This is a genomic window from Desulfobacterales bacterium, from assembly GCA_028704555.1.
Taxonomy (GTDB): Bacteria; Desulfobacterota; Desulfobacteria; order Desulfobacterales; family JAQWFD01; genus JAQWFD01.
On record JAQWFD010000046.1, the window covers coordinates 1 to 20,924 of the forward strand.

The 20,924-nt window shown below is 50.4% G+C and carries 16 protein-coding genes, 1 pseudogene and 1 riboswitch; of the genes and pseudogenes, 9 read left to right on the forward strand and 8 right to left on the reverse strand.

Features of this window, described 5'->3' with window-relative positions; translation table 11 throughout:
* Positions 1–680 precede the first annotated feature (680 nt).
* From PHQ97_13955 to PHQ97_13970, 4 genes are all read left to right on the forward strand, one after another.
* Entirely contained in the window at positions 681–968 is a 288-nt protein-coding gene (locus PHQ97_13955) for a hypothetical protein (protein MDD4393840.1), read from the forward strand.
* A 669-nt stretch (positions 969–1,637) separates the two neighbouring features.
* Positions 1,638–1,868, forward strand: coding sequence for a YwbE family protein (locus tag PHQ97_13960; GenBank protein ID MDD4393841.1), 231 nt, complete (start codon positions 1,638–1,640; stop codon positions 1,866–1,868).
* A gap of 291 nt (positions 1,869–2,159) precedes the next feature.
* Positions 2,160–3,761 carry a response regulator gene (locus PHQ97_13965; GenBank protein ID MDD4393842.1) on the forward strand — a complete coding sequence of 534 codons (1,602 nt, stop codon included), beginning with the start codon at positions 2,160–2,162 and terminating at the stop codon, positions 3,759–3,761.
* Between the two features lie 242 nt (positions 3,762–4,003).
* Positions 4,004–4,363, forward strand: a complete 360-nt coding sequence (locus PHQ97_13970) for a cytoplasmic protein (protein MDD4393843.1) — start codon at positions 4,004–4,006, stop codon at positions 4,361–4,363.
* A gap of 219 nt (positions 4,364–4,582) precedes the next feature.
* Here PHQ97_13970 and PHQ97_13975 read toward each other — a convergent pair whose 3' ends face one another.
* The 4 genes and pseudogenes from PHQ97_13975 to PHQ97_13990 form a co-directional block, all read right to left on the reverse strand.
* Positions 4,583–4,936, reverse strand: a complete 354-nt coding sequence (locus tag PHQ97_13975) for an acyl-CoA thioesterase (protein MDD4393844.1) — start codon at positions 4,934–4,936, stop codon at positions 4,583–4,585.
* Between the two features lie 148 nt (positions 4,937–5,084).
* Positions 5,085–5,261 (reverse strand): hypothetical protein, encoded by a 177-nt coding sequence (locus tag PHQ97_13980; protein MDD4393845.1) that lies wholly within the window; start codon positions 5,259–5,261, stop codon positions 5,085–5,087.
* Between the two features lie 134 nt (positions 5,262–5,395).
* Complete coding sequence (locus tag PHQ97_13985) at positions 5,396–5,998, reverse strand: hypothetical protein (protein MDD4393846.1); 603 nt, start codon at positions 5,996–5,998, stop codon at positions 5,396–5,398.
* A 161-nt stretch (positions 5,999–6,159) separates the two neighbouring features.
* Positions 6,160–6,942 (reverse strand): annotated as a pseudogene (locus PHQ97_13990) (iron-containing alcohol dehydrogenase).
* Positions 6,943–8,062: 1,120 nt separating this feature from the next.
* Between PHQ97_13990 and PHQ97_13995 the strand changes: the two are divergent.
* A complete protein-coding gene (locus PHQ97_13995) occupies positions 8,063–11,680 on the forward strand; it encodes a DUF3683 domain-containing protein (GenBank protein ID MDD4393847.1) in 3,618 nt (1,205 codons plus the stop codon).
* Positions 11,681–12,035: 355 nt separating this feature from the next.
* Here the strand turns inward: PHQ97_13995 and PHQ97_14000 are convergent, their stop codons facing one another.
* The 4 genes from PHQ97_14000 to PHQ97_14015 form a co-directional block, all read right to left on the reverse strand.
* The gene (locus tag PHQ97_14000; protein ID MDD4393848.1) at positions 12,036–13,469 is read right to left on the reverse strand and encodes a DegQ family serine endoprotease; all 1,434 of its coding nucleotides are present in this window, start codon (positions 13,467–13,469) and stop codon (positions 12,036–12,038) included.
* Positions 13,470–13,654: 185 nt separating this feature from the next.
* On the reverse strand, positions 13,655–15,061 hold the full coding sequence (locus PHQ97_14005) for an ATP-binding protein (GenBank protein ID MDD4393849.1): 1,407 nt from the start codon (positions 15,059–15,061) through the stop codon (positions 13,655–13,657).
* The gene (locus PHQ97_14010) at positions 15,039–15,716 is read right to left on the reverse strand and encodes a response regulator transcription factor (protein ID MDD4393850.1); all 678 of its coding nucleotides are present in this window, start codon (positions 15,714–15,716) and stop codon (positions 15,039–15,041) included. Before PHQ97_14010 ends, PHQ97_14005 begins: the two co-directional genes overlap by 23 nt.
* A gap of 66 nt (positions 15,717–15,782) precedes the next feature.
* The gene (locus PHQ97_14015; protein MDD4393851.1) at positions 15,783–16,859 is read right to left on the reverse strand and encodes a hypothetical protein; all 1,077 of its coding nucleotides are present in this window, start codon (positions 16,857–16,859) and stop codon (positions 15,783–15,785) included.
* A 582-nt stretch (positions 16,860–17,441) separates the two neighbouring features.
* Between PHQ97_14015 and PHQ97_14020 the strand changes: the two genes are divergently transcribed.
* From PHQ97_14020 to PHQ97_14035, 4 genes are all read left to right on the forward strand, one after another.
* The gene (locus tag PHQ97_14020; GenBank protein ID MDD4393852.1) at positions 17,442–17,600 is read left to right on the forward strand and encodes a hypothetical protein; all 159 of its coding nucleotides are present in this window, start codon (positions 17,442–17,444) and stop codon (positions 17,598–17,600) included.
* A gap of 136 nt (positions 17,601–17,736) precedes the next feature.
* Positions 17,737–17,831, forward strand: a riboswitch (TPP riboswitch).
* Positions 17,832–17,971: 140 nt separating this feature from the next.
* The gene (thiW, locus tag PHQ97_14025) at positions 17,972–18,454 is read left to right on the forward strand and encodes an energy coupling factor transporter S component ThiW (protein ID MDD4393853.1); all 483 of its coding nucleotides are present in this window, start codon (positions 17,972–17,974) and stop codon (positions 18,452–18,454) included.
* A complete protein-coding gene (locus tag PHQ97_14030; GenBank protein MDD4393854.1) occupies positions 18,451–19,938 on the forward strand; it encodes an ABC transporter ATP-binding protein in 1,488 nt (495 codons plus the stop codon). Before thiW ends, PHQ97_14030 begins: the two co-directional genes overlap by 4 nt.
* Entirely contained in the window at positions 19,928–20,617 is a 690-nt protein-coding gene (locus PHQ97_14035; GenBank protein MDD4393855.1) for an energy-coupling factor transporter transmembrane component T, read from the forward strand. The genes PHQ97_14030 and PHQ97_14035 overlap by 11 nt, the downstream gene beginning before the upstream one ends.
* The last annotated feature ends 307 nt before the right edge of the window (positions 20,618–20,924 follow it).

The window sequence follows — 20,924 nt, forward strand, 5'->3', positions numbered from 1 at the left end:
CGAACACGGAAGTTAAGCTCTTCAGCGCCGATGGTACTGCTCGGGCAGCTGAGTGGGAGAGTAGGTCGCCGCCGAAAAATCTTTATATCAAACCCGGTGGGCTTAACTGACCACCGGGTTTTTTTATGCCCTGAGTATCCGGTTATCATATGATGGACCAGCATCTCTGTTCGACTTTGAAATCCTTTTCTGAATGAGTTGTAGAAAACAGCGCTTATTTTGTCCGGGTCGTTATTACGCCGGTATTAAATACCCGGTCTGCCCCCAGCCTGCCGGTTCAAAATTCTGCTTCAACCCCTTGAAATTCATTACTGTCCAGTTGTTTGTTTTGGGAGCCATCGCGCGCATCGGGCAGGTGGCATATCGAGATTTGGAAGCCTGATGTGGCCCGCGATATCATTCACTTGGTGTGATTCGGAAAAAAAGTTCACTGTTTATCTGATTCTGTCGGTATGCCTTCTTGGAAGGCAGTCGTTCAGTGCGGATAATTGTTTGGTTTTGTTCGCATCTTACCGTGGAGAAAATCTATGGGGCTGCTGAGTGGAAAAGTCATGCAGACGAGCTCTGAACTTGAGATTAAGAGGGCTTATGACATCTATTTATGACTTGAATTATGGATCTGGCGAAACCAATTGATCCGAATACCGTATTTGTCCGGATGAAACGGATCGGAATGCTGCATGACTGTCTGCCACCACCGTAATATCGAACTGCTGCCCGGGGGAAAAGACCGGCTGCGGTGTCGCCATTGTCATCTGGCAATCAGCTCTGATGCAATCGGTGATGGTTATTGTCCCGAATGTTACAAGAACAATGCCCGGAAGTGGTATGATTTTGACGCGGTTACGCCGGCAAAAATCTGGAAATCCGGGTACCGGTACGAAGACTGTGGCGCAATTATTGAGTGCAAACAGGCCGTAACATATCGGGTTGAAAAAAAAGAGGTGACACCCGAGCCGCAAAGATGACTATATGCAAAACAGAATGCCGCAAGTCAACTGCCGGATTTTTCATTAAAATATTCAGGTAATACCGTCAATAGGACAGCTGCACGGTCACCATCATTCATTTGATAGGTGCCTTATTTCCAGTTTCAGACTGACTCCTGGCTCCGAAGACCATAAAATGGGCCTTCGTTCGCTTTTCGGCTGTTCTGTGGGGGGAGTCTGATCGGCATCGATATTTATATTATATATATGTGTCATATGCCCTGAGTCCATCCTGAAACAGGATGGACTTTTCAAGTTCAAGAGGTATGAAAAAATTAACTGCAGCAATACATAGCCTATTTTGAGAATTAAAATCGGAACCTGACCCTGGAGAAATGAGCTTTGCATTTCACAGGATAAAGGTTCGTTCTGCAATAAGTTGGCAATTTGAAGTGTTGAGGCGTCGTCTGTCTGGCAAGGCACGAAAGCGCAGGAATATCGAGCATATTCCGAGCGTTCGTAACGCAGCCAGCCAGGACGCGTCTGCGCTTAAAATGTAAAGTTATTTTTGAGTGAGCCCTAAGTGCAGCTATTGAGAAAAATTAGATATTTCGGGATGGACACAAGATTCGCTTTTCGGGCCTGAAGTTAAGAGTCTCGATGCTCAAGCGGAAGGATGCACGGCGTTTTTTTAATAGGAGATTCGTTATGGACGGGAACAGGCGTGAGAATATTAAACCGGGAAACCGGGTACTGATCGTGATGAAACCGGACCAGCGGTCCGGAAATCTGACAGAAGGGATCGTGAAAGATATACTGACAAAATCTTCAGTTCACCCCCATGGAATCAAGGTCAGGCTTATGAACGGGCAAGTCGGTCGTGTGAAGACCGTTCTGACGGTAATCGGGTCAGATTCGGGTAATGTTCAGAACGGCTGAAATTGAGATGGCTGCCATGCCCCGTTTTTTTAGGGCTAATACCGGTAATACATTCGGATTTAAATTGGCTTTTTATAAGGCATTATTTTTTACTTGCAAGAGCCTTAAGTTTCAAGGAATTTATTACGGATTAATACTTTAAATTAGGTATTGTTCATGCTATAAAAATTGCTTATAAAAAAGATTTCTGCTTTGAAATGTGTGCTCGGCTGTCGTTTTGCATCAGGCGATATGGTTTGCAGGCTGATGATACGCGGACTTGCGAAGTTGACATCAGGGAAGGGATTGAAAATGGAACTGTTAACGGGATTCACCAGCAAGGAATTTATCGAACAGATCACCATTCTTCAGGAGATCGAAAGTCAGAAAAATCAGGAAGTCCTGCCGGATCTTCTCGAATTATGTAAATCCATACCAGCCGACGGTTCGTTGTCTTATATGTTGGAAAATGCTTTAAAGGCAGTGTTGTCGGAAAATGAGGTGGCAACGGTCAATGAACTCGGATTGGAACATGACCGGCTCAAACGTTTGTGTATTCAACTGAGCGGACAGAAACAATTTAAATCCGCCGGCCCTGTTTTGACCGGACTGCTGGAGACAACCCGCGAACCGGATCTGCTGTTTGATATTTTTTCCGCGCTTTCTCTGATAAAACTGCCGGAGTCTCTGGGCGTTTTTCAACAGCACATGACTCACTCAACGGCAACCATTTCCACGCTGTGTATTGAAATGATCGGCAGCTATGGGGATAGCTCTTCGGTACCCGGTCTGTGTGAGCTTGTCGAAACAGCCGAACAGAATGACCGGTTTCTGGAATGTGAATTTGCTACTATCAAAGCCATTGAAGCTCTCGGTGCCATAAGAGATGACCGTGCTGTATCGTTTCTCTGCACAAAAATCCATCACCGGAATCCCAGGGCGAGACAAGTCATTCATGAACAACTCCTTCAAATCGGACCGGATATATTGCCATATCTGTCCGGTTATTTTGATCAGTATGATGTGGATAACAAAATAATGGCTGCCAATATTTTAGGGGAGATGGGCAGCAGAGAAGGCGGCGATATCCTGGTTGAGGCCATGGACAAGGGGGCGGCGGATCATCCCAATACCCGGTTTGCGATATATGAAGCCTTTGGCAAATTTTTCTTTATGAAAGGCCTTGCCTGCCTGGTTGACGGACTTTTTGAAGAAAATGAGACGGTTTTAATGGCGGTGGTTTCTTCTCTCGACAAGCAGATCAATCCCGGAGTTGTTAAAAAAATTGAGACGTTAGTCTGTGCGGAAGATGCCCGTCGTGCCAGCCAGAGTTCAAGATTAATAAGGGCGATCATTTCGGCAAAGGCGGTGTCAATATTCGAAGCCCTGTACAAGGTCCCGAGCGTCGCCGGATTGCTGGTCGAGCGCATTTCAGTATCAAATGATCCGGAGATTATCTCTGCGTTTATGGAAAAATTGAACCAGATGACCGGTGCTCAGGCTCAGGCGGATGCAGCGAGGCTGGACAGGCTGACGTTAAAAAAGGTCGGTAAAAAGGTGCTGGCGGTGGATGGTTCAGCCCCTATCCTGCTGTTCTATCGAAGTGTCGCATCGATGCTGGGTATTGATATCGTCACCGCGGTCAACGGAAGAGAAGCCCTGGACCTCTTAGAAGACGGGCAGACGTTTGATATGATCATAACGGATATGAACCTGCCGGTTATGAACGGAATCGAATTTATCCGGGAAGTCCGTTTAAATCCCTGGCTGGCTGACATCCAGATCATTATGGCAACTACCGAATCCGATAGCTCTCAGGTCCAGCTGGCAGAGAATGCCGGGGGCAACGATTTTCTGATTAAACCGTTCACGGCTGATTCGCTTCAGGCAAAGCTTGAAGGGCTTATTTTCTGAGGCTGCCGGGGCCGTCCGGGATACAAGGTGGAAAGGCGTGGATCTGGCATACGGTATGCTTGAAAAACAAGATCACTTCACAGTTGTTTATTCAATCATCAATCCCGGGAATAGTAAAAAATTCTAAATCCGGTAAACCATATTATCGTTTGACAACCGGGGTAAAGTAGGATTGAATCGCGGTATTTTTCATAAATAAACCGGATTTAATAATCCGGACGTATCCGCAAGGGAGGCATGAAATGAATGATCAGAAAAAGATTGATTTTACAGTAGACATCAGCAACCTTTACCGTGAGGAAGCGGTGACCGATTTGAAGGTGGCTTCGATTAAACGACTTGTTCCCATCAAACCCGATGGCACGGAAGACGACAGCCGGAAAGCGATATTTGTCGGGCAAACCCAGCTGATGACGCCCCAGGGGCCGGTACCCGTGCAATCCGCGCTTACCGCCGCTTCACTTGAAGAAGCTATCGAAAAATTTCCTGTAGAAATGAAACAGGCACTTGACGAAATGGTTGAAAATGCCAGAAAAGTCTACGATCAGCAGCAGTTGATGCAGAAACAAAAAGAGTCGCGAATCATTGTACCCGGTAGATAAGGCCTGGGGGGTGAAGATCATCCTTAATCCGGGGCGTTTGGGTACTATTCCATTTTTGTTCCGTGTAAACTCGAAGCTGACTGCTGAAAGTTCAAAAAAAATCAACCTTTTTGCCCTGTGAGCTTCCAGCCTTGAGACTGATGATGATTTTCAAAACAGAAATCGGGTCAATTTGGCTGATTTTTATCACCCCGGATAAGGGCTCGATGTTGAACCCGGTTATGGTAAATTGCATTTTTCTCCGGCGTCATCGAGCCTGACAAACGTAATACATGTGGTAAAGACCGCTTTTTCTTCCGTTGCCCCTGGCGCATCGGCTAAGGCCTCGATTTGATATTTTACGGATGTGTTTCCCTGATGGATGCGCTCAATATGAAAATGAAGAATCGTTCCATTCAGGACCCGGTGCTTGAATACAATATCGTTCATGGCGATGGTGACCAGTGTGCAGCCCGGGAATTCAAGGGATGCGGAAATCCATGCATACTCGTCGATCCACTTTAGCAGTGCTCCGCCAAACAGATATCCGTGATGGTTTAAATGCTCCGGTCTTACAATAGCATAATTTTCCACGCGCTACCTTTCCTTTGTTTTCTGATGTTTTCTGACGATGGCCATTAACAGAAAAAATGTCTTTTGAAAAGACAAGCAAGGCCGTGTGCTCCATCAGAACTTCGATCCGTTTCATTCCGTTTCTGCTCGCTCCGATGACATCATCTTTTCAATCGCCGATCATTATTGTGTTGCCGGGGGTAAGGTGCTCCTGATTCAGGATGTGGCGGATCGCTTCGGAAATTTTCTGCGCATCGCGGGAGTTGAGCATTCGGGAAAAGCCTTCCGGAAGCGGGGGGGCAATACTCCCGGTGAATAACCGGGCGATTCCAACCGTCGTTATCACAACGAAGCCCGCATTGGAACCGGTGAGTTGCCATTGATTTGATCCGGGAGCTTCAAAAAAACAAATCCTGTTTTTTGACTGAAACTCAGATACTGATGATGACGCAATAGAGCGGTTGAATTCCGATGAAAGTCTTATGTGAAAGTTGGATTTATTCGGCTTAATATGAGGGTTTGATCATAACTGCGGCCATATTTTGCTGTGCGTAGCCTCGGAGTCCCGCCCGTTGCCGGCATCCCCCGGATCGTGCTGGAGAAGCCGGCAAGGGGCGGGACGGACCCCGTGACATTGTGGCCGCAGTTATGATCAAACCCGATATCACCAAAGTCGGTCAGCATTAGATCCATTTGATTTGATATCCTTTGATGCGTGCCATATGATGCACCGACGAAACGTGATAATCTGCATGTTTCCAGAAAGTTACAGATGTTGTGGATCCTGGCACAGCCAACCTTTGTAAATTCAAAATGCAGTGCTTGAATAAGCAGGTGTAAAAAATTAATGCCTGCAGGACTTTCGAAAAAAGCGATAAGGTCAGGGTCTGCATCAATTGTATTGATCCTGTTAAGCCAACGTTGCAACGTGGTGCGGGGAACATTATTTTTTTTGGCAAATTCACGCTGACTGAATTTATCCCTGTAGCTTATAAAATCGATAACCGTGGTGGAGACATCATCTCTGAACCAGTTGCTTTTGGAGTTTGCTTTTTGAAAAAAATCGTCGTATTTAGAGTTCATAGCCCGGTCTGGTTGAGTGTAGTTCCTCTCATTGAATAGTTTTTTGGCAAAATCTCTATTCTCAGATCGGGCTATTCTTGTCTACCTATTTTTCTCATCCATTTTGATATTAAGCAGAACTACGCTGGGACTATATGGCCGCACTTATGACCAACCCCGATATTGAATTCGCAGACCGCCGGCAGCAGAATTGCGTTGCAAATTCCGTGCGGCAGATTGTAGAATCCGCCCAGCTGGTGTACCATCGCATGAACATAACCCAGGCTGGCATTGTTAAAGGCCATGCCGGCAAGATACTCGGCATAGGCCTCCACTGCATGGGGCAGCGCATCCATTCCGGTAGCGGCGGTCAGTGACGGGGGCATGCCCACCATCAGCATGGGGTCATTGATGGCAATGTTGGGCGTGCACCGCCAGTCGACGATGGCCATCTTTACATGGGTCGGTGTTGGTAATGATGCAGAAACGGGTCATCTCGGAAGCGGTTCCGGCGGTGGTGTTGATGGCCAGAAACGGAGGCATGGGCTTTGTTGACTTGTTCACGCCTTCAAAACCGTGGATGTTGCCGCCGTTTGCGATGATCAGGCCGATGCCTTTGCCGCAGTCGTGGGAGCGCCACCGCCCAGTGAGACGATGCCGTCGCAGTCGTTTTTCTGGTATGCCTTGACCCCGTCGTGAACGTTTTTATCTGTCGGGTTTGGTTCTGCGCCGTCATAGATGAATGTCTGGGGGTCGGCTGCCTCAAGCAGTGCCTTGATTTTATCGGCAACCCCGAGTTTGGCGAGTCCCGCATCGGTAACGATGAGAATCTTGGTCGCCCCCAGGGCTTTGTTATGCTCACCGGTCTCATTTGAGCCGCCCGTCCCCATCAATGAAACGGTTGGAATAAAAAATCCAAAAGTTTGATCTGCTAATGCGGTCCGTGCCCGCAACCCAATTTCCATGGAATTGCCGTTACAAAAAATTCTTTAATTTTCTACCGCCCGTTCGCTTCGCTCTCTCGAGGCACAGAGCTCGCAGAGACCAAAACCACCGTTTCGAAGCTCTGTGTTCTTCGCGTCTCGAGCGAAGCGGGCGGTAACTATAACGGAAAAATTTTTGTTTTTTTTGACAGAGTTTGAGGGATAAGACACTAAGGCCATGGCTCCAATCTCTTTTTATGTTTTTAGTGGCTGCTATTTATAAAAACGTACGGGACTTTTCCGGAAGTGTGAAACCCCTTTTTCAGTTACCTTCATGCTCTCTGGTACTGGCCGTTCAGAAGATTCTTAGGAATTCTGGAATGTCTGGTGCAGGTTAATAACAGGTTTGGTGCAATGGCTATGCACAACCGGAAAGCGTTAAGGCCCGCTGGCTTGAGGTTGCATGAGCTCATTGGTCAGGGCAATCAGGCCCCGAGGAGCGTTTCGTCAAATCCGATAAACAGGCTGATGAAACTGTTATATGTATGTTGTGGATAGACGATCGAAACTGGCGATTTCGATGGCGTATCACCAGATATTTTCTTGTTCCGGATGTTCAATCAACTGGGTAGGCATCTTTCAATGGAAAACGGATATTTAAAGTGATAATCTGAAATTATTCTACAGGAAGTATAACCGAATTCGCAATCGAAAAAAATGGGGGGCATGATTCAAAGCAAATGAGGGTTTGATCATAACTGCGGCCATATTTTGCTGTGCGTAGCCTCGGAGTCCCGCCCGTTGCCGGCGCGTACGACATGGCGCGATCCGGTGAAAAGATGTCGGGGGGCCATGAAGCGTTAACAAGCGCAAACGGTTTGAGGCTTGCCGAGCTTTTGCGCTTTAGATTCATGGGCCCGGCAATCCTCCAGATCGTGCTGGAGAAGCCGGCAACGGGCGGGACGGACCCCGTGACATTGTGGCCGCAGTTATGATCAAACCCGCAAATGAAATTGCCGGCATTTATTTATTCCTTGATTTAGAAATCGGTTTCACATAACATTCTATGTTTTTAATAAACTTGGTGCTTGGATGGGCGGGTTACCGGGAATGATGCGATGGCCCTTTAACGATATCTGAATTGAGTATCTGAACTGAGCATATGAATACAAAAAATCTCAGAGAAATTCCGTTTAATTATACGTCTGCAGATGATAGGCAGATCATCCGGCATCTGCTCGGGCAGGACATATGGCACATGCTCGAACGGCTCCGGTTTCAGCGCAGAACCGGCCGATCGGCCAGGCTGTTGATGCGCATTATCGGAGACATGTTCATTCTTCGGAGAAATCCGTATGTATTCCAGGAACTTGTCGACAGTCCGGGGAAACACCGGCGGTTCTTCCGGGAAATCAAAGATGACCTGCACGTTGTTGAATGCAAGGCGGATGGAAATGCTGACGTTATCGAGATCATATCTCGATGCCGGCAATATACCGCAAATCTGGAGGTCCGTCTGGCCGGTATCAAAAAACGGCGTCATCTGATCCGGCAGTCGCTGGCAGCCGTGGTGGGCATGGAAAATGTGTTTGATGATCCCTTTACATTGATCAGCCATGCAACCGATGCTACGGACTGGCGGCTTTATCTTCCGGTGGCAGTGGTTTTTCCGACCGGGGAATTACAGGTGGCCCTGCTTCTGACTGCCATTGAAAAACTTGGCCTTCATGCCATCGCCCGTGGTGCGGGCACGGGGCTTACCGGCGGCAGTGTGCCGGTTAAACCCGATTGTGTGATCATCAATACCGAAAAACTCAATCACATCCATGGGATCACGCCCCATGAATTTGAGATGCCCGACGGGCGGGTGATCCCATCGCCGGTCATTCATCTGGAGGCTGGTGTGATTACCGAATCTGCCATGAATTATGCGGCCCGGCAGAACCTGGTATTTGCAACGGACCCGACCAGCTGCTGGGCATGCACCATCGGCGGGAATATCGCGGAGAATGCCGGAGGCAAGACAGCCGTGCTGTGGGGTACGGCTATCGACAACCTGCTGTCATTTCTCATCTCCATTCCCGGCGGCATACGCTGGCAGGTGCGGCGCAGGCATCATCCGCTCCGGAAAATCCTGCCGGATGACCGGGTCGTGTTTGACGTTCTGGATGAGCCGGGGAATCGGGTTCGTACCATTGAACTTTCCGGTACGGAAATCCGCAAGAAGGGGCTGGGAAAGGATATCACCAATAAAGCCCTCAAGGGGCTTCCCGGTGTTCAGAAAGAAGGGACCGACGGAGTGATCACATCGGCGGAATTTATTCTGCATCAGGCCTATCCCCTCAAGACAACGTTTTGCCTGGAATTTTTCGGAAGCGACATGGAGGAGGCCAGCCGGGTGATCCGGGATATTTCCGCGGCATTTGTCAACCAGGGCGAAGAAGCCCTGATGGCGCTCGAGCATTTTGACGAAGAATATGTCCGGGCGATCGACTACAAGACCAAAGCGCCCAAACGCGAGCGGCCCAAGGCAGTGCTGCTCATCGATATGGTGGCCCATACCCGGCCGCAGCTTGACGCCGGCAGACTCAGTCTTGAATCGCTTCTCAAACCCTATCCCAATACGTATATGTTTGTGGCAAAAGATAACGCTGAAGCGGTTCGATTCTGGCAGGATCGAAAAAAACTGGGGGCCATAGCCGCCAGGACCCATGCTTTCAAGCTCAATGAGGATATCGTGCTGCCGCTGGACAAGCTCGGGGAGTTTGCCGGTTTTGTGGATGACCGCAACTGCGAGGAGAACCGTTATAATCAGAAATCCGTTGTCTGGCAGCTGGGGGCCTTCCTTGAAAAGGCCCAGCCTGAAGAAGATCCGCAATGGCTGGCGGATAAACTGCCCAGAGCCAGGCAGCTGCTGCTTGACGCCATTGACCGGATAACTCTGGCCGGAAAGCAGCCGCTTCGTGACGAGACGCATGTCAAAGCCGTATTAAAGGATCTGCTGGAGCTTTTCAGGGGGTATAACCGGGTCAGCCGGGAGATTCAGGAATTTTACCGGGATATCCGGTCCTGTCTGATTGTGATTGCCACTCACATGCATGCCGGGGATGGTAATGTTCATGTGAATATCCCCGTATTTTCCAATAACCGGGATATGATGAACCAGGCGGCGGAAACCGCCGATGCCGTAATGGCAAAGGCCGTCGAGCTGGGAGGGGTGGTCAGCGGCGAGCACGGCATCGGGTTTACCAAGCTTAAATATCTTGAGCAGTCCCGGATTGATGAGCTGACGGCTTATCGTGCCATCATTGATCCAAAAGGCCTGATGAATCCGGGAAAACTCTCGGATCATGACGTGCCGGACGAGGTCTTTACCCCATCGCATGAACTTCTGGGACTTGAAGCCCGGATTCTGCAATACTTCCGTCTGGAGGAGCTGGCTGAAAAAATTTCCAAGTGCATGCGATGCGGCCGCTGTAAAAGTAGCTGCTGCGTGTTTTATCCTGAACAGAATCTGTTTGCCCATCCCCGTAATAAAAATTTGGCGATACGCGCCCTGATCGAAGCCATACTGTATAATTCCCAGCGGTTTCAGTCTACAAAATTCGATTTTTTGGAGTATCTGGAGGATATCGCGGATCATTGCACGATCTGTCACAAGTGCCTGGCTCCCTGTCCGGTCAATATTGATACCGGAGAGGTGTCGGTACTGGAACGGGATATTCTCAAACGCCTCAACTTCAAACATACCGCATTTCCCACATGGCTATCGCTCAGGTATCTGGACAGCCGTTCCGAACTGTTGAACAGTATGTTCCGGAAAACCGTGCTTGGCTGGGGTGTCTCGCTGCAGCGAATGGGCTCGCGTGTTTTTTCGGCTCTGCCGGTCGCTTCGTCGAGGAAAAAAGGCAAGGTGGCGCATCTGCTCAGCTCTCCCATTCCGCGTCCGTCTTCGGGGACGCTCTGGTATATTCTGCCTCCGTGTCCCCCGAATCAGGCGGTTCTGATCAATCCGCCGAATGCGTTTCTTCATACGGTATTTTATTTTCCGGGATGCGGATCGGAACGGCTGTATTCGGAAATTTCCAAAGCGGCTCTTTACATCCTGCTCAAGACCGGCACCCGGGTGGTTTTACCCCCTCCGTTTATCTGCTGCGGTTTTCCGGCACGCGTCAATGCGGCCGCCAGTCTTTATGAGCGTCAGGTGCTGAGAGATACCATCATTTTCAATCAGATTCGGAATATGTTTGCGTATCTGGAGTTTGATGCCTGCGTGGTCAGCTGCGGGACCTGCCGGGAGGCCCTCCAGCAGATGGGCGTTGAAACGATATTCGGCTGCGGGGTGGAGGATGTGAGCCGGTTTGCTCTTGAAAAGGGACTTCAACTACAAAACGGCCGTTCGTGCCTGTATCATACCCCGTGCCATGATTCTCTGGATTCAGCGGCGCCTGGGCTTCTTGAAACATATGGCCGGTACGATGTTTCACTGGTGGATCACTGCTGTTCTGAATCCGGCACGCTGGCGCTGAGCCGTCCGGATATTGCCAGTGCCATGAGGATAAGAAAAGCCGATGCCATCTCGGGTGCCAGAAAACCGTCCGGGGAAACAACGGTCATGCTGACCAACTGTCCCTCCTGTCTGCAGGGCCTGGGGCGGAATGCGGACCTGAACATCCAGCCCCGGCATATCGCTGAAGAGCTGGCCATCAATGCAGGCGGTTTGATGTGGGAATCCGAGCTGCGGTATATGCTCAGGGAAGCGGACACGGTTTTATTTTAAGGGTCTGGATCCTTCGATCTGAGACCGCCTTTTGTGTTCCAATAATTCGTCAGCATTTTAACAATTCCAAGCGATACCCCGCAATAAAATGTAATTGTCAATTTCATCCGTAAAGCGAATTATAAGGGTGGGTTCTATCATCGGCCATTGCATCATCCCCGCAAGGCGGTGAGCCAGTTCGGTCGGCCTTTAGATTCACGCTTTCGGGGTTTGATCGTAACTGCGGCCACAATATCACGGGGTCCGTCCGGCCCGTTCCCACAACTCCAAAAGGGATAACCCGCGAGGGGATCCTTTTACAGAGCGGCCTCGCGGGCTATTGGGGGGAATATGAATAACTAACTGAGAAGGATGGCTATTTTGTCATTGTAATGATTGTCAGACCGACCCGGATCCGTTTGATTAAAAAATTAATTTCACGGCCGGAGTCGCTATCCGCAAGCTGTTTTTGATAATCCTGGACCGATGAAATCTGGATTCGGTTGATTTCCTTTATCAGATCGCCTGCCTGAAATCCTGCCGTTTCACCTTTACTGCCCGGGTTAACACGGGTAATGATGACGCCGCTTTCGTCGTTTGGAAAACCGAACCGTCGGATGATATCGGGGGTAAGCCGTGTGACCGAAATACCGGTTTCACTTTCGTTGGGAGCTGAATTTTTTGCGAAAGCCGTATCATCAGGTCGTTTTCCGAGTGTCACAAGGACCGTTTTTTTGAGACCATCTCTGATCAGGGTGATGGATGAGCGTTTTCCCACGGGCACGGCGGCAATGAATTTTGACAGTTCGCGGCCTGAGGAAAACGGCTGGCCGTCAACTTCGGTAATAATGTCTTTTGGCCTGATGCCAGCCTCAGCGGCAGGCTCTCCTTCGTAAACGTCGATGACCAGTGCCCCTTTCTGATCTTTAAGGCCGTAATAGGTTGCCAGCTCAGGTGAAAGGTCCTGAATTCCCACCCCCAGCCATCCCCGGATGACTTCTCCGCCGTTTTTGAGCTGCCGGATAATACCGTTGGCCATGCTCGAAGGAATGGCGAATCCGATTCCCTGACCCTGGGCTAAAATGGCCGTATTGATTCCGATGACCTGCCCCTGCATGCTAATCAGGGGGCCACCGCTGTTGCCGGGATTAATGGACGCGTCGGTCTGGATGAAGTCGTCATAGGGGCCTGAACCGAGGGTTCGGCCCTTGGCACTGACGATTCCGGCCGTTACGGTCTGCTCGAGTCCGAACGGGCTTCCGATGGCTACCACCCAGGTGCCGACGTCCAGCGTGTCGGAATCTCCCAGTTCAAGGGGAGTCAGATTGGGTGCGTCAATCTTGATCAATGCCAGATCGGTTTTAGAATCACGACCGACTATAGTGGCGGTGTATTCTTTTTTATCAAACAGCTTGACCGTTATTTCGTCGGCATTTTCAATGACATGATTGTTGGTGACGATATAGCCGTCACTATCAATAATAAATCCTGATCCCAGACTGCGCTGTTTGAAGTCCCTTGAGCCGTCGGCATCCGGGAGCTGCCCGAAAAAGTCTTCAAACGGGTTTTTCTCATTGAACGGGCTGCCGAAAAAATGTTGAAACACACGGCCTCCGCCTTTGATGGTTTTTACGGTCCGGATATTGACGACCGCCGGTTTGGCGTTTCGGGCTATTTCGCTGATATTTGCCGGCACCATCAGGACGCCCGGACCTGTCGCCGTGATGCCGCTGGTGGGGAAAATACCTGTCAGCGCCACGGTCATCAGGCCCACGACCATCCCTGTTAAAATATTTCTTATACGCTTCATGAAATTTCCTCCTGTATGTCTGACTGACTCCAAAATCAGTTCTGTTGCCCAACTAACTACCACAGTCATATGGCCAGAAGATGATCGGAAGATGACAATTTGGTCATATTGGATGGGAGCATGAAAAAAAGTTGAATTTGACATGTTTTTTCAGGATGCGGAATACCGCTGGATGGACATGGACGCTAAAATGCCGACAGCACGATCGTAAACCGGCTGCCTTTTCCGGCCGTGCTGGTCACCGTTATATCTCCGCCATGGGCACGGGCGATGGTTCTGGCCAGGCATAACCCCAGTCCGATTCCGTTTTCGGACCGGCTTTGATCGCATCTGTAAAATCGTTCAAAAATATGGGGCAGATCATTTTCTGAAATGCCGATGCCGGTATCGCTTATGGTGATTATGGATTGCCGGTGGGGGCTGGCGGTCAGGGTGACGGCCACACTTCCGCCGGGAGGGGTGTATTTGATGGCATTGTCAATCAGATTGGCAATCATCCGTTGAATCATGCGGATGTCGCCGTAAACAATATGGCTCTCCGGTAAAGAACAGGTCATGTCTATGTGTCTGTCTTCAGCGGTGGGTTGAAACAGCTCGCAGGCCTCAGAAATGACGGTTTTAAGATTTATTTTTTCGGTATCGAGCTGACCCACGCCGGCCTCGGTTTTGGAAATGACCAGCATGGTGTTGATCATGCCCAGAAGGCGGTCACATTCTTCGATGGTGCTGGCGGCCATGGTTTCATATTCTTCCAGGCAATTGCCGGTGGTCAGGGTAACTTCGGCGATTCCCCGTATCCGGGTCACGGGGCTTCTCAGGTCGTGAGCAATATTGTCGCTCATTTCCTTAATTCCGGTTACCAGCGACTGAATGCGGTCTAACATATGATTGAAGGTAATGGCCAGCTGATCGATTTCATCTCCGCTGCCGGCAACCGGAACCCGTTTTTCCAGCGCGCCTTCGGATATATGCTGCGCGGTTCGGGTGACCGATTCAACCCCGGAAACTGCCCGTCGGGCCATAAACCATCCGATCAGTGCCGCAACGACAATCAGTGCTGACATGGTGATAACGAAGATGTTCTGAAAGGCGAGAATGAACCGTGCATAGGTCTCCATGGATTGTCCCAGCTGCAGCATGATGCGGGGGGTGATTGCGCTGTAGAGGATTCGTACCTGGTGGCTTCGCTGGGAAATGGAAATGGTTTCGAAAACGTGCCGGTTTCCGAGCAGCAGCTGTTTGATTGCGTCCCGGCTGATTCCGATATCCTTCCAGTAGGACATGTTGGAGGATGAAAAAATTGAGCCGTTGGGGTACAGGAGCCTGAAGAATATTTTTTTTTCACCGGAAGCCTGTGCTTCAAGAACGGCAAAATTCTTGACGGCATCGATTCCTTCGACGGCCTGAAGTGAGGAAAACACCCCGGCCTGTTTGATCAGATCCTGGTCTGTCTGCTGGCGCATGACCGACGTAATGAAAAGATAAAACAGCAGAAAGGCAATAAAGGATGAAATCGTGAAGATTCCCGCATACCAGAGGGTCAATCGGAATGCCAGCGTGCGGTGTATCTTAGTCGGCTTCCTTGAGAACATAGCCCACTCCGCGGACGGTATGAATGAGTTTTACGGAAAATGCCTTGTCAATTTTATCCCGTAGCCGGTAAATTCTGGCTTCGACCACATTGGTCTGGGGATCGAAATTGTAATCCCATACATGTTCCATGATCATGGTTTTGGAAACGACTTTTCCGGCATTTCTCATGAGATATTCCAGGAGAGAAAATTCAAGGGGTTGCAGATCAAGGTGCTTTTCGCCGCGGATCACTTCCCGTGAGATCAGATTCATTGACAGATCGGCTACGGTCAGACGGGTTGGCTCGGAAGCGCCGCTGGCCCGTCTGATCAGCGCTTGAACCCGTGCCAGCAATTCTGAAAATGCGAACGGTTTGGTCAGATAATCATCGCTTCCGGTTTCAAGCCCCTTGACCCGATCCTCAATGGAGCCTCTGGCGCTCAGGATAATGACGGGTGTATTGACGCCTTTTTGCCTCATCGTCCCGATGAGCTTCAACCCGTCAATGCCTGGCAGCATGATATCGACAACTGCGCAGTCATAGGGCTCGGTCAGGGCCATGTGAAGGCCGTCTTCTCCGTCTGTCGCATGGTCAGCAGCAAACCCCGCCGCCCTGAGTCCTTTCAGAACAAAAGAAGCAATTTTTAAATCATCTTCAACCAGAAGTATCCGCAAATATCAGTCTCCAGTTCACAGTCGTGAGCCATGGGCCTTGAGTCCTCAGTCCACAGCACTCAGTCCTCAGTCTTTTTTAAACACCCCCACCGGCCGCAAAGGCGTTTCTTCATCAGTTTCAGTGACGAAAAAATCCGTGATATCCGGCGTTTCATCCTGCGGGTTTGCGTCGGCATCCGGGTTTTTGTCCTCACCGGAAAACGGGCTTTGGATGGGTTCCGCATTTTCGGGAGCTGCCGCGACGGCTGTTTCGTGATTCGGGACAATTGGCCGATTTTCCAAAGCCACCGGATCACGGGTGCCCATATACCTGCTTGAAAGATTAATGGCAATGGAACGGTTTTCATTGATCGCTTCGTCGACCACGGGTTGAAGAAGGTCTGCCAGTTCGCGCTCGCTTTCGGAAGGCGGCCTGACGTTTTTAAACAGTTCTGCGGCTTCCTTGCGATCGATGACAAAACCATGATCCGGATAGCCGGATACCAGTTTTTGAAGGGTGCCGTCTTTCAGGTTGGCCCGGACGATCCGTGAGCCATATTCTGTGGCGATTCTGACGGCCCGGTCAATTTCTCCCAGGCGCATGGGATCGATCTGGCTGTATATGGGGCTGAACAGGCCGACAGCAATATTGGCCGCGATTTCGGAGGCGCTTTTTGTGGTGATCTGGCCTCCGCTCCTGAATTTGAGCCCCAGGAAATATTCCTCAAACATCCGATAGACTTCGGACTGAAGGGTTGCCAGCGCCTGGGTGATGGTGAGGCCCGAGCTTCGCTCGCCCACTTCATCTGTTTTGAGCAGCTGAACGTCGATGGGTCCTATTTCGGAATCCTCCGGCATGATGATTTCATCTGCGCCGAGAGCAATCAGCGTTCCGGCGCTTTTACAGACGGTGTGGACGTAGATGGATAATGATGTGCAGTGCTGCTGAATCCGTCGTATCATCCGGTAGGCGACATGGGGGTCTCCGCCATAAGTGCCTAAAAGCAGAAGCGTCTTGTCGTATCTGTTAGTGCGGCAGCAGTCTGTGATCGTCTGATCGTAAGGTTCTTCGATTGGTCCGCACAACAGAATAATATCGGATTGTAATGCTTCGGTCAGTCTGCCGATAACCGGCGATAGCACGGTATCAAGTTTTGCGGGCATAAAGGGCCTCCGTATCGATTCTCAAAGGGGTCAGCTGAATATTCATCTGAATCTGTCTGCGTTGAAACCGGCCAAACATGAAAGCCGATTACACTTTGCGGCCGGAAACCAGTTGTGTGAAATGTTCAAATGACCGGTCATGGGTTTTTTCGGCATCTTCCGGAAAACATCAGCCGGGCAGTTGCCGGTTTGATAAGTGGTAACGGATGCATTCACAGCAGACTCCTTTGCGTGAGCATCCGGAATAACTGCAGCTGCACGATTTAAGATTTTTTTTCTGCTTACATTCCATGGCGTCTCCTTGTGCGCGGGATCAACAAGTGAATACGGATTAATTGATACGGGGCATAGTATCAATATCATACGGACGTATCAAGACTTAATGAGTTTTGATGAGACATGAATACACGGCCGTCCGGGTTTGCTTGTATTTTGATCCGTTACAACGGGTTTTATCGGAAATATCTCCTGTTTGATAAAAATACTGTCTGTTGATACCGGGTCAATAGTGACATCCACGGGGATGTCATCATTTTCTATGGCATCGAAGAAAATGTCTGCCAGTCAATTGAAGATCTGTTTATGGAAAGTCCGGCGGTCAGAGAGCTGGTACACCGCAACAAGGCCAACGTCATCGGCCTGATATATGACGTAGCGAACGGGCCGGTCGGGTGGCTTCCGGAGCAACGATCCGAAGAGATCCTTAAGGCGGTGGAAGAAAGAAAATTTTCATCGTGCTGAAAATGCCAAATGTGCCCATGGGCATGAGCGATCTCCTGCGGCAGTTCCGGGGATATCCGGTTGAGGTCCGTCGGCTTTGCCGCGGATAGTTTTCGGTTGACACGGTGCCGGTGGGTTTTGTATATCGATAGAAATTAAAGTTCTGCAGGGGTGGCCATTTACGGGTCTGAGATTATACCCTTTGAACCTGAACTGGGTAATTCCAGCGTAGGGAAATGATACCGGATTTCATTTTTATTTGATTGCGATGAATTCAAAGGCCGTTTCCGTCAGGAGACGGCCTTTTGCGTTTGTGCGTCTCCTCTGCAGTTCAATTTCAACGCGTTCATCAGGCATTTTAAATTAAACATCATACAGGAGGAGAATCTATCATGAAACCCAAACACGTCGCCCGGGCCGTTATCTTCGTGGCCATTGCTGTTGCCCTGTCTCCGTTGTTTATTCCGGTGGGGTTTACAAAATGTTTTCCGGCACAGCACATGATCAATGTCATCAGCGCCGTGATGCTGGGGCCCTGGTATGCTGTTGGCATAGCGTTTCTGGCGGCCGTGATCCGGAACATGCTCGGCCTGGGAACGCTTCTGGCCTTTCCCGGCGGCATGATCGGTGCGCTGCTGGCGGGCCTGTCCTATCGCATATTTAAAAATATCTATGCGGCCGGGGTTGGCGAGGTCATCGGGACCGGTATTTTAGGCTCTCTGGTCAGCGTCTGGATTGTGGGCCCGTTGCTGATGGGAAAACCCTTTGCCGTGGCCACGCTGATGACGGCATTCAGTATCAGCACCATCGGTGGGACGGTGATCGGGATCATTGCCTTGAGGCTGCTTGAAAAGACAGGAAAATTTAAATCGTGATCCATCTCAGCGGGGTCTTTTATCAGTATCCCGCATCCGGCGGCCGGGTGTTGAACGGGATCGACCTGCGTGTTGACCGGGCGGAGTATATAGTTGTCTGCGGCGGTAACGGGTCTGGAAAATCTACGTTCGGGTATCTGTTGAACGGATTGATACCGCATTTTTTTGGCGGAACACTGACCGGTACCGTCACTGTCGCGGGGATGGATACCCGGAACGGAACCGGATCCGACATGGCTGCCGCTGTCGGGCTGGTGTTCCAGAATCCGGATGCCCAGTTGTTCAATATGACGGTGGAAAAGGAAATCGCCTTTGGCCTGGAAAGCCTCGGACTGGTGCCTGAACATATCGACAGGCGAATCGATGCAGTGGCCGGCGCGTTTGATATCGGCCATCTTCTGAATACGTCTCCGGAGAATCTCTCCGGCGGGGAAAAACGGCTGGTGGCGATTGCGTCGGTCATCTGTCTGGATCCTTCCGTGATCGTTCTGGATGAACCGTTTGCCAATCTGGATCAAGAGGCGGCGGTTCGGGTTCGACAGATTCTTAAACAGATTTACCAGAGCGGTAAAACGGTGGTTGTGATCGAACATCTCATGGCGGATCTTCTGGAAGATGCCACCCGGTGTGTGCTTGTGCGTGACGGCCGTATCTGTTTTGATGGTGAGCCGCCGGCTGCGGGTGATCATCTGATCCGGGAGGGTCTTGTTTCCAGATATCCGATACGCCATCGTGTCATAAGCCAACCTCAGTCCTGCCGGCCGGTTGTTTCCGTAAAAAATCTGTCGTGCCGGATGAACGGAACCCGGATTCTTGAAAAGGTTTCATTTGATCTGAACAGCGGGGAATCGGTCGCCCTGATCGGCAAAAACGGAGCCGGCAAGACGACCTTGATCAAGCACCTGAACGGTCTGCTATGCTCCGGTGCCGGTTCGGTGGTTGTTCACGGGATTGATGCCGGCAAATTTTCCCCGCAGGAGATGGCCAGCTCCGTGGGCCTGTGCTTTCAGAATTCCAATGACCAGTTTTTCAAATCATCTGTGAAAGAAGAGCTTATGGCAGGACTGCCAATGACCGGTCGCCGGGACGATCTCTGGATGAACGAAATCTGCGATATGTTTGATCTGCGCAGGTTGCTCGAAATTTCTCCTTACCAGATCAGCGAAGGGGAAAAAAAACGGGTCGCCATCGGGTCCATACTGGCAATGAAACCGGAGGTACTGGTCCTCGATGAGCCCACCGCCGGTCAGGATGGCCGTTTCAGGGAGGCGCTGGCAAGAATGCTGAAAAAATATGAACGGCGGAACCACACGATTCTGATCGTGACACATGACCTTGATTTTGCCCGGGCAACGACAGACCGGTGGATTGTGCTGGAAAATGGCAGGATTGCATCGGACGGTTCGCCGGGCGAAAAGAAGTGGGGCCAAGACAGCCGCCTTACAGGGTTATTATCATCGGGGGGATTGAACCGTGGGGTTTAAAAACGTCGTAAAAACGCTTGATCCGAGGACAATACTGGTTCTGGGCCTGCTGGGGCTGAGTGCCGTTTTTTGTGCCCGCAGTGTCGAAACACTCGTGGTCGAGGCGGTCGTTGTCTCGGTGCTCCTGTTCTTTCTGGAAGATAGAGAGTCCGTCCGGGAAATGCTTCGGCTGACCTGTCCCATGGTGGGGGTGGTGGCCCTCATATCCCTTTTGTCATTTGATGCGGCTGCGGCCACGTATCAGGCCGTACGGCTTTTTAATCTGCTCGTGGTCTCCGGTCTGTTTTTCCATGTCCTGGGGCCGGACGGGCTGGAAACGGCACTGAGAAAGCTGAATGTTCCTTATTCACTGGTGTTTCTGCTGACCACCTCATTTCGGTATGTGCCGCTGATGAAAGGGAAAATTCGTCACATTATGGATGCGCAGATATCCCGGGGGATTGATTTGCGTCCCCGGCTGAAAAATGCGCCCCACTTTATCGCCCTGTTGATGCCGCTTCTGATACAGTCGCTGATTCTCTCCGATGAGCTGGCCATGGCCATGATGTCCCGGGGGTATGGGAGCCGGCAACGGACCATGAGAACCTGCTGCCGTTTCATGCTGAGAGATTATGGCGTTATGGCAGTTTCACTGACCGGATTTGCAGTTTTTCTCTGGTGGGAACGGACGGGACTTTGAGAAAAGTGAATCGGAAATATTAAATTTCAGAGCCTCTTTCCCCTTTTTTGTCCATCGGGATGACTGTGAACAACACGGAACTGGACAGGGCCCAAAGATTGATAGCCGCAAAGAGCCACAAGAAACGTAAAAAAATAAGCCGCGGATTTACACGGATGAACGCGGATAGAAAAGCGCAGATCAAAAGGAATTTTGGTTATTAATCATACAAGAAAGATCCGTGATGATCCGCACAGATCCGCGGCAAAATATTTTAAGGCAGCCAGGTAACGCCCAGTCGGGTGGGTGCCGGCAGACTGCCAGCGCC

Coding starts and splice junctions, on each gene's coding strand:
- PHQ97_13955 (MDD4393840.1), top strand. CDS start 681: ATGACTGTCTGCCACCACCGTAATATCGAACTGCTGCCCGGGGGAAAA.
- PHQ97_13960 (MDD4393841.1), top strand. CDS start 1,638: ATGGACGGGAACAGGCGTGAGAATATTAAACCGGGAAACCGGGTACTG.
- PHQ97_13965 (MDD4393842.1), top strand. CDS start 2,160: ATGGAACTGTTAACGGGATTCACCAGCAAGGAATTTATCGAACAGATC.
- PHQ97_13970 (MDD4393843.1), top strand. CDS start 4,004: ATGAATGATCAGAAAAAGATTGATTTTACAGTAGACATCAGCAACCTT.
- PHQ97_13985 (MDD4393846.1), bottom strand. CDS start 5,998: ATGAACTCTAAATACGACGATTTTTTTCAAAAAGCAAACTCCAAAAGC.
- PHQ97_13995 (MDD4393847.1), top strand. CDS start 8,063: ATGAATACAAAAAATCTCAGAGAAATTCCGTTTAATTATACGTCTGCA.
- PHQ97_14000 (MDD4393848.1), bottom strand. CDS start 13,469: ATGAAGCGTATAAGAAATATTTTAACAGGGATGGTCGTGGGCCTGATG.
- PHQ97_14005 (MDD4393849.1), bottom strand. CDS start 15,061: ATGTTCTCAAGGAAGCCGACTAAGATACACCGCACGCTGGCATTCCGA.
- PHQ97_14015 (MDD4393851.1), bottom strand. CDS start 16,859: ATGCCCGCAAAACTTGATACCGTGCTATCGCCGGTTATCGGCAGACTG.
- PHQ97_14020 (MDD4393852.1), top strand. CDS start 17,442: ATGGAAAGTCCGGCGGTCAGAGAGCTGGTACACCGCAACAAGGCCAAC.
- thiW (MDD4393853.1), top strand. CDS start 17,972: ATGAAACCCAAACACGTCGCCCGGGCCGTTATCTTCGTGGCCATTGCT.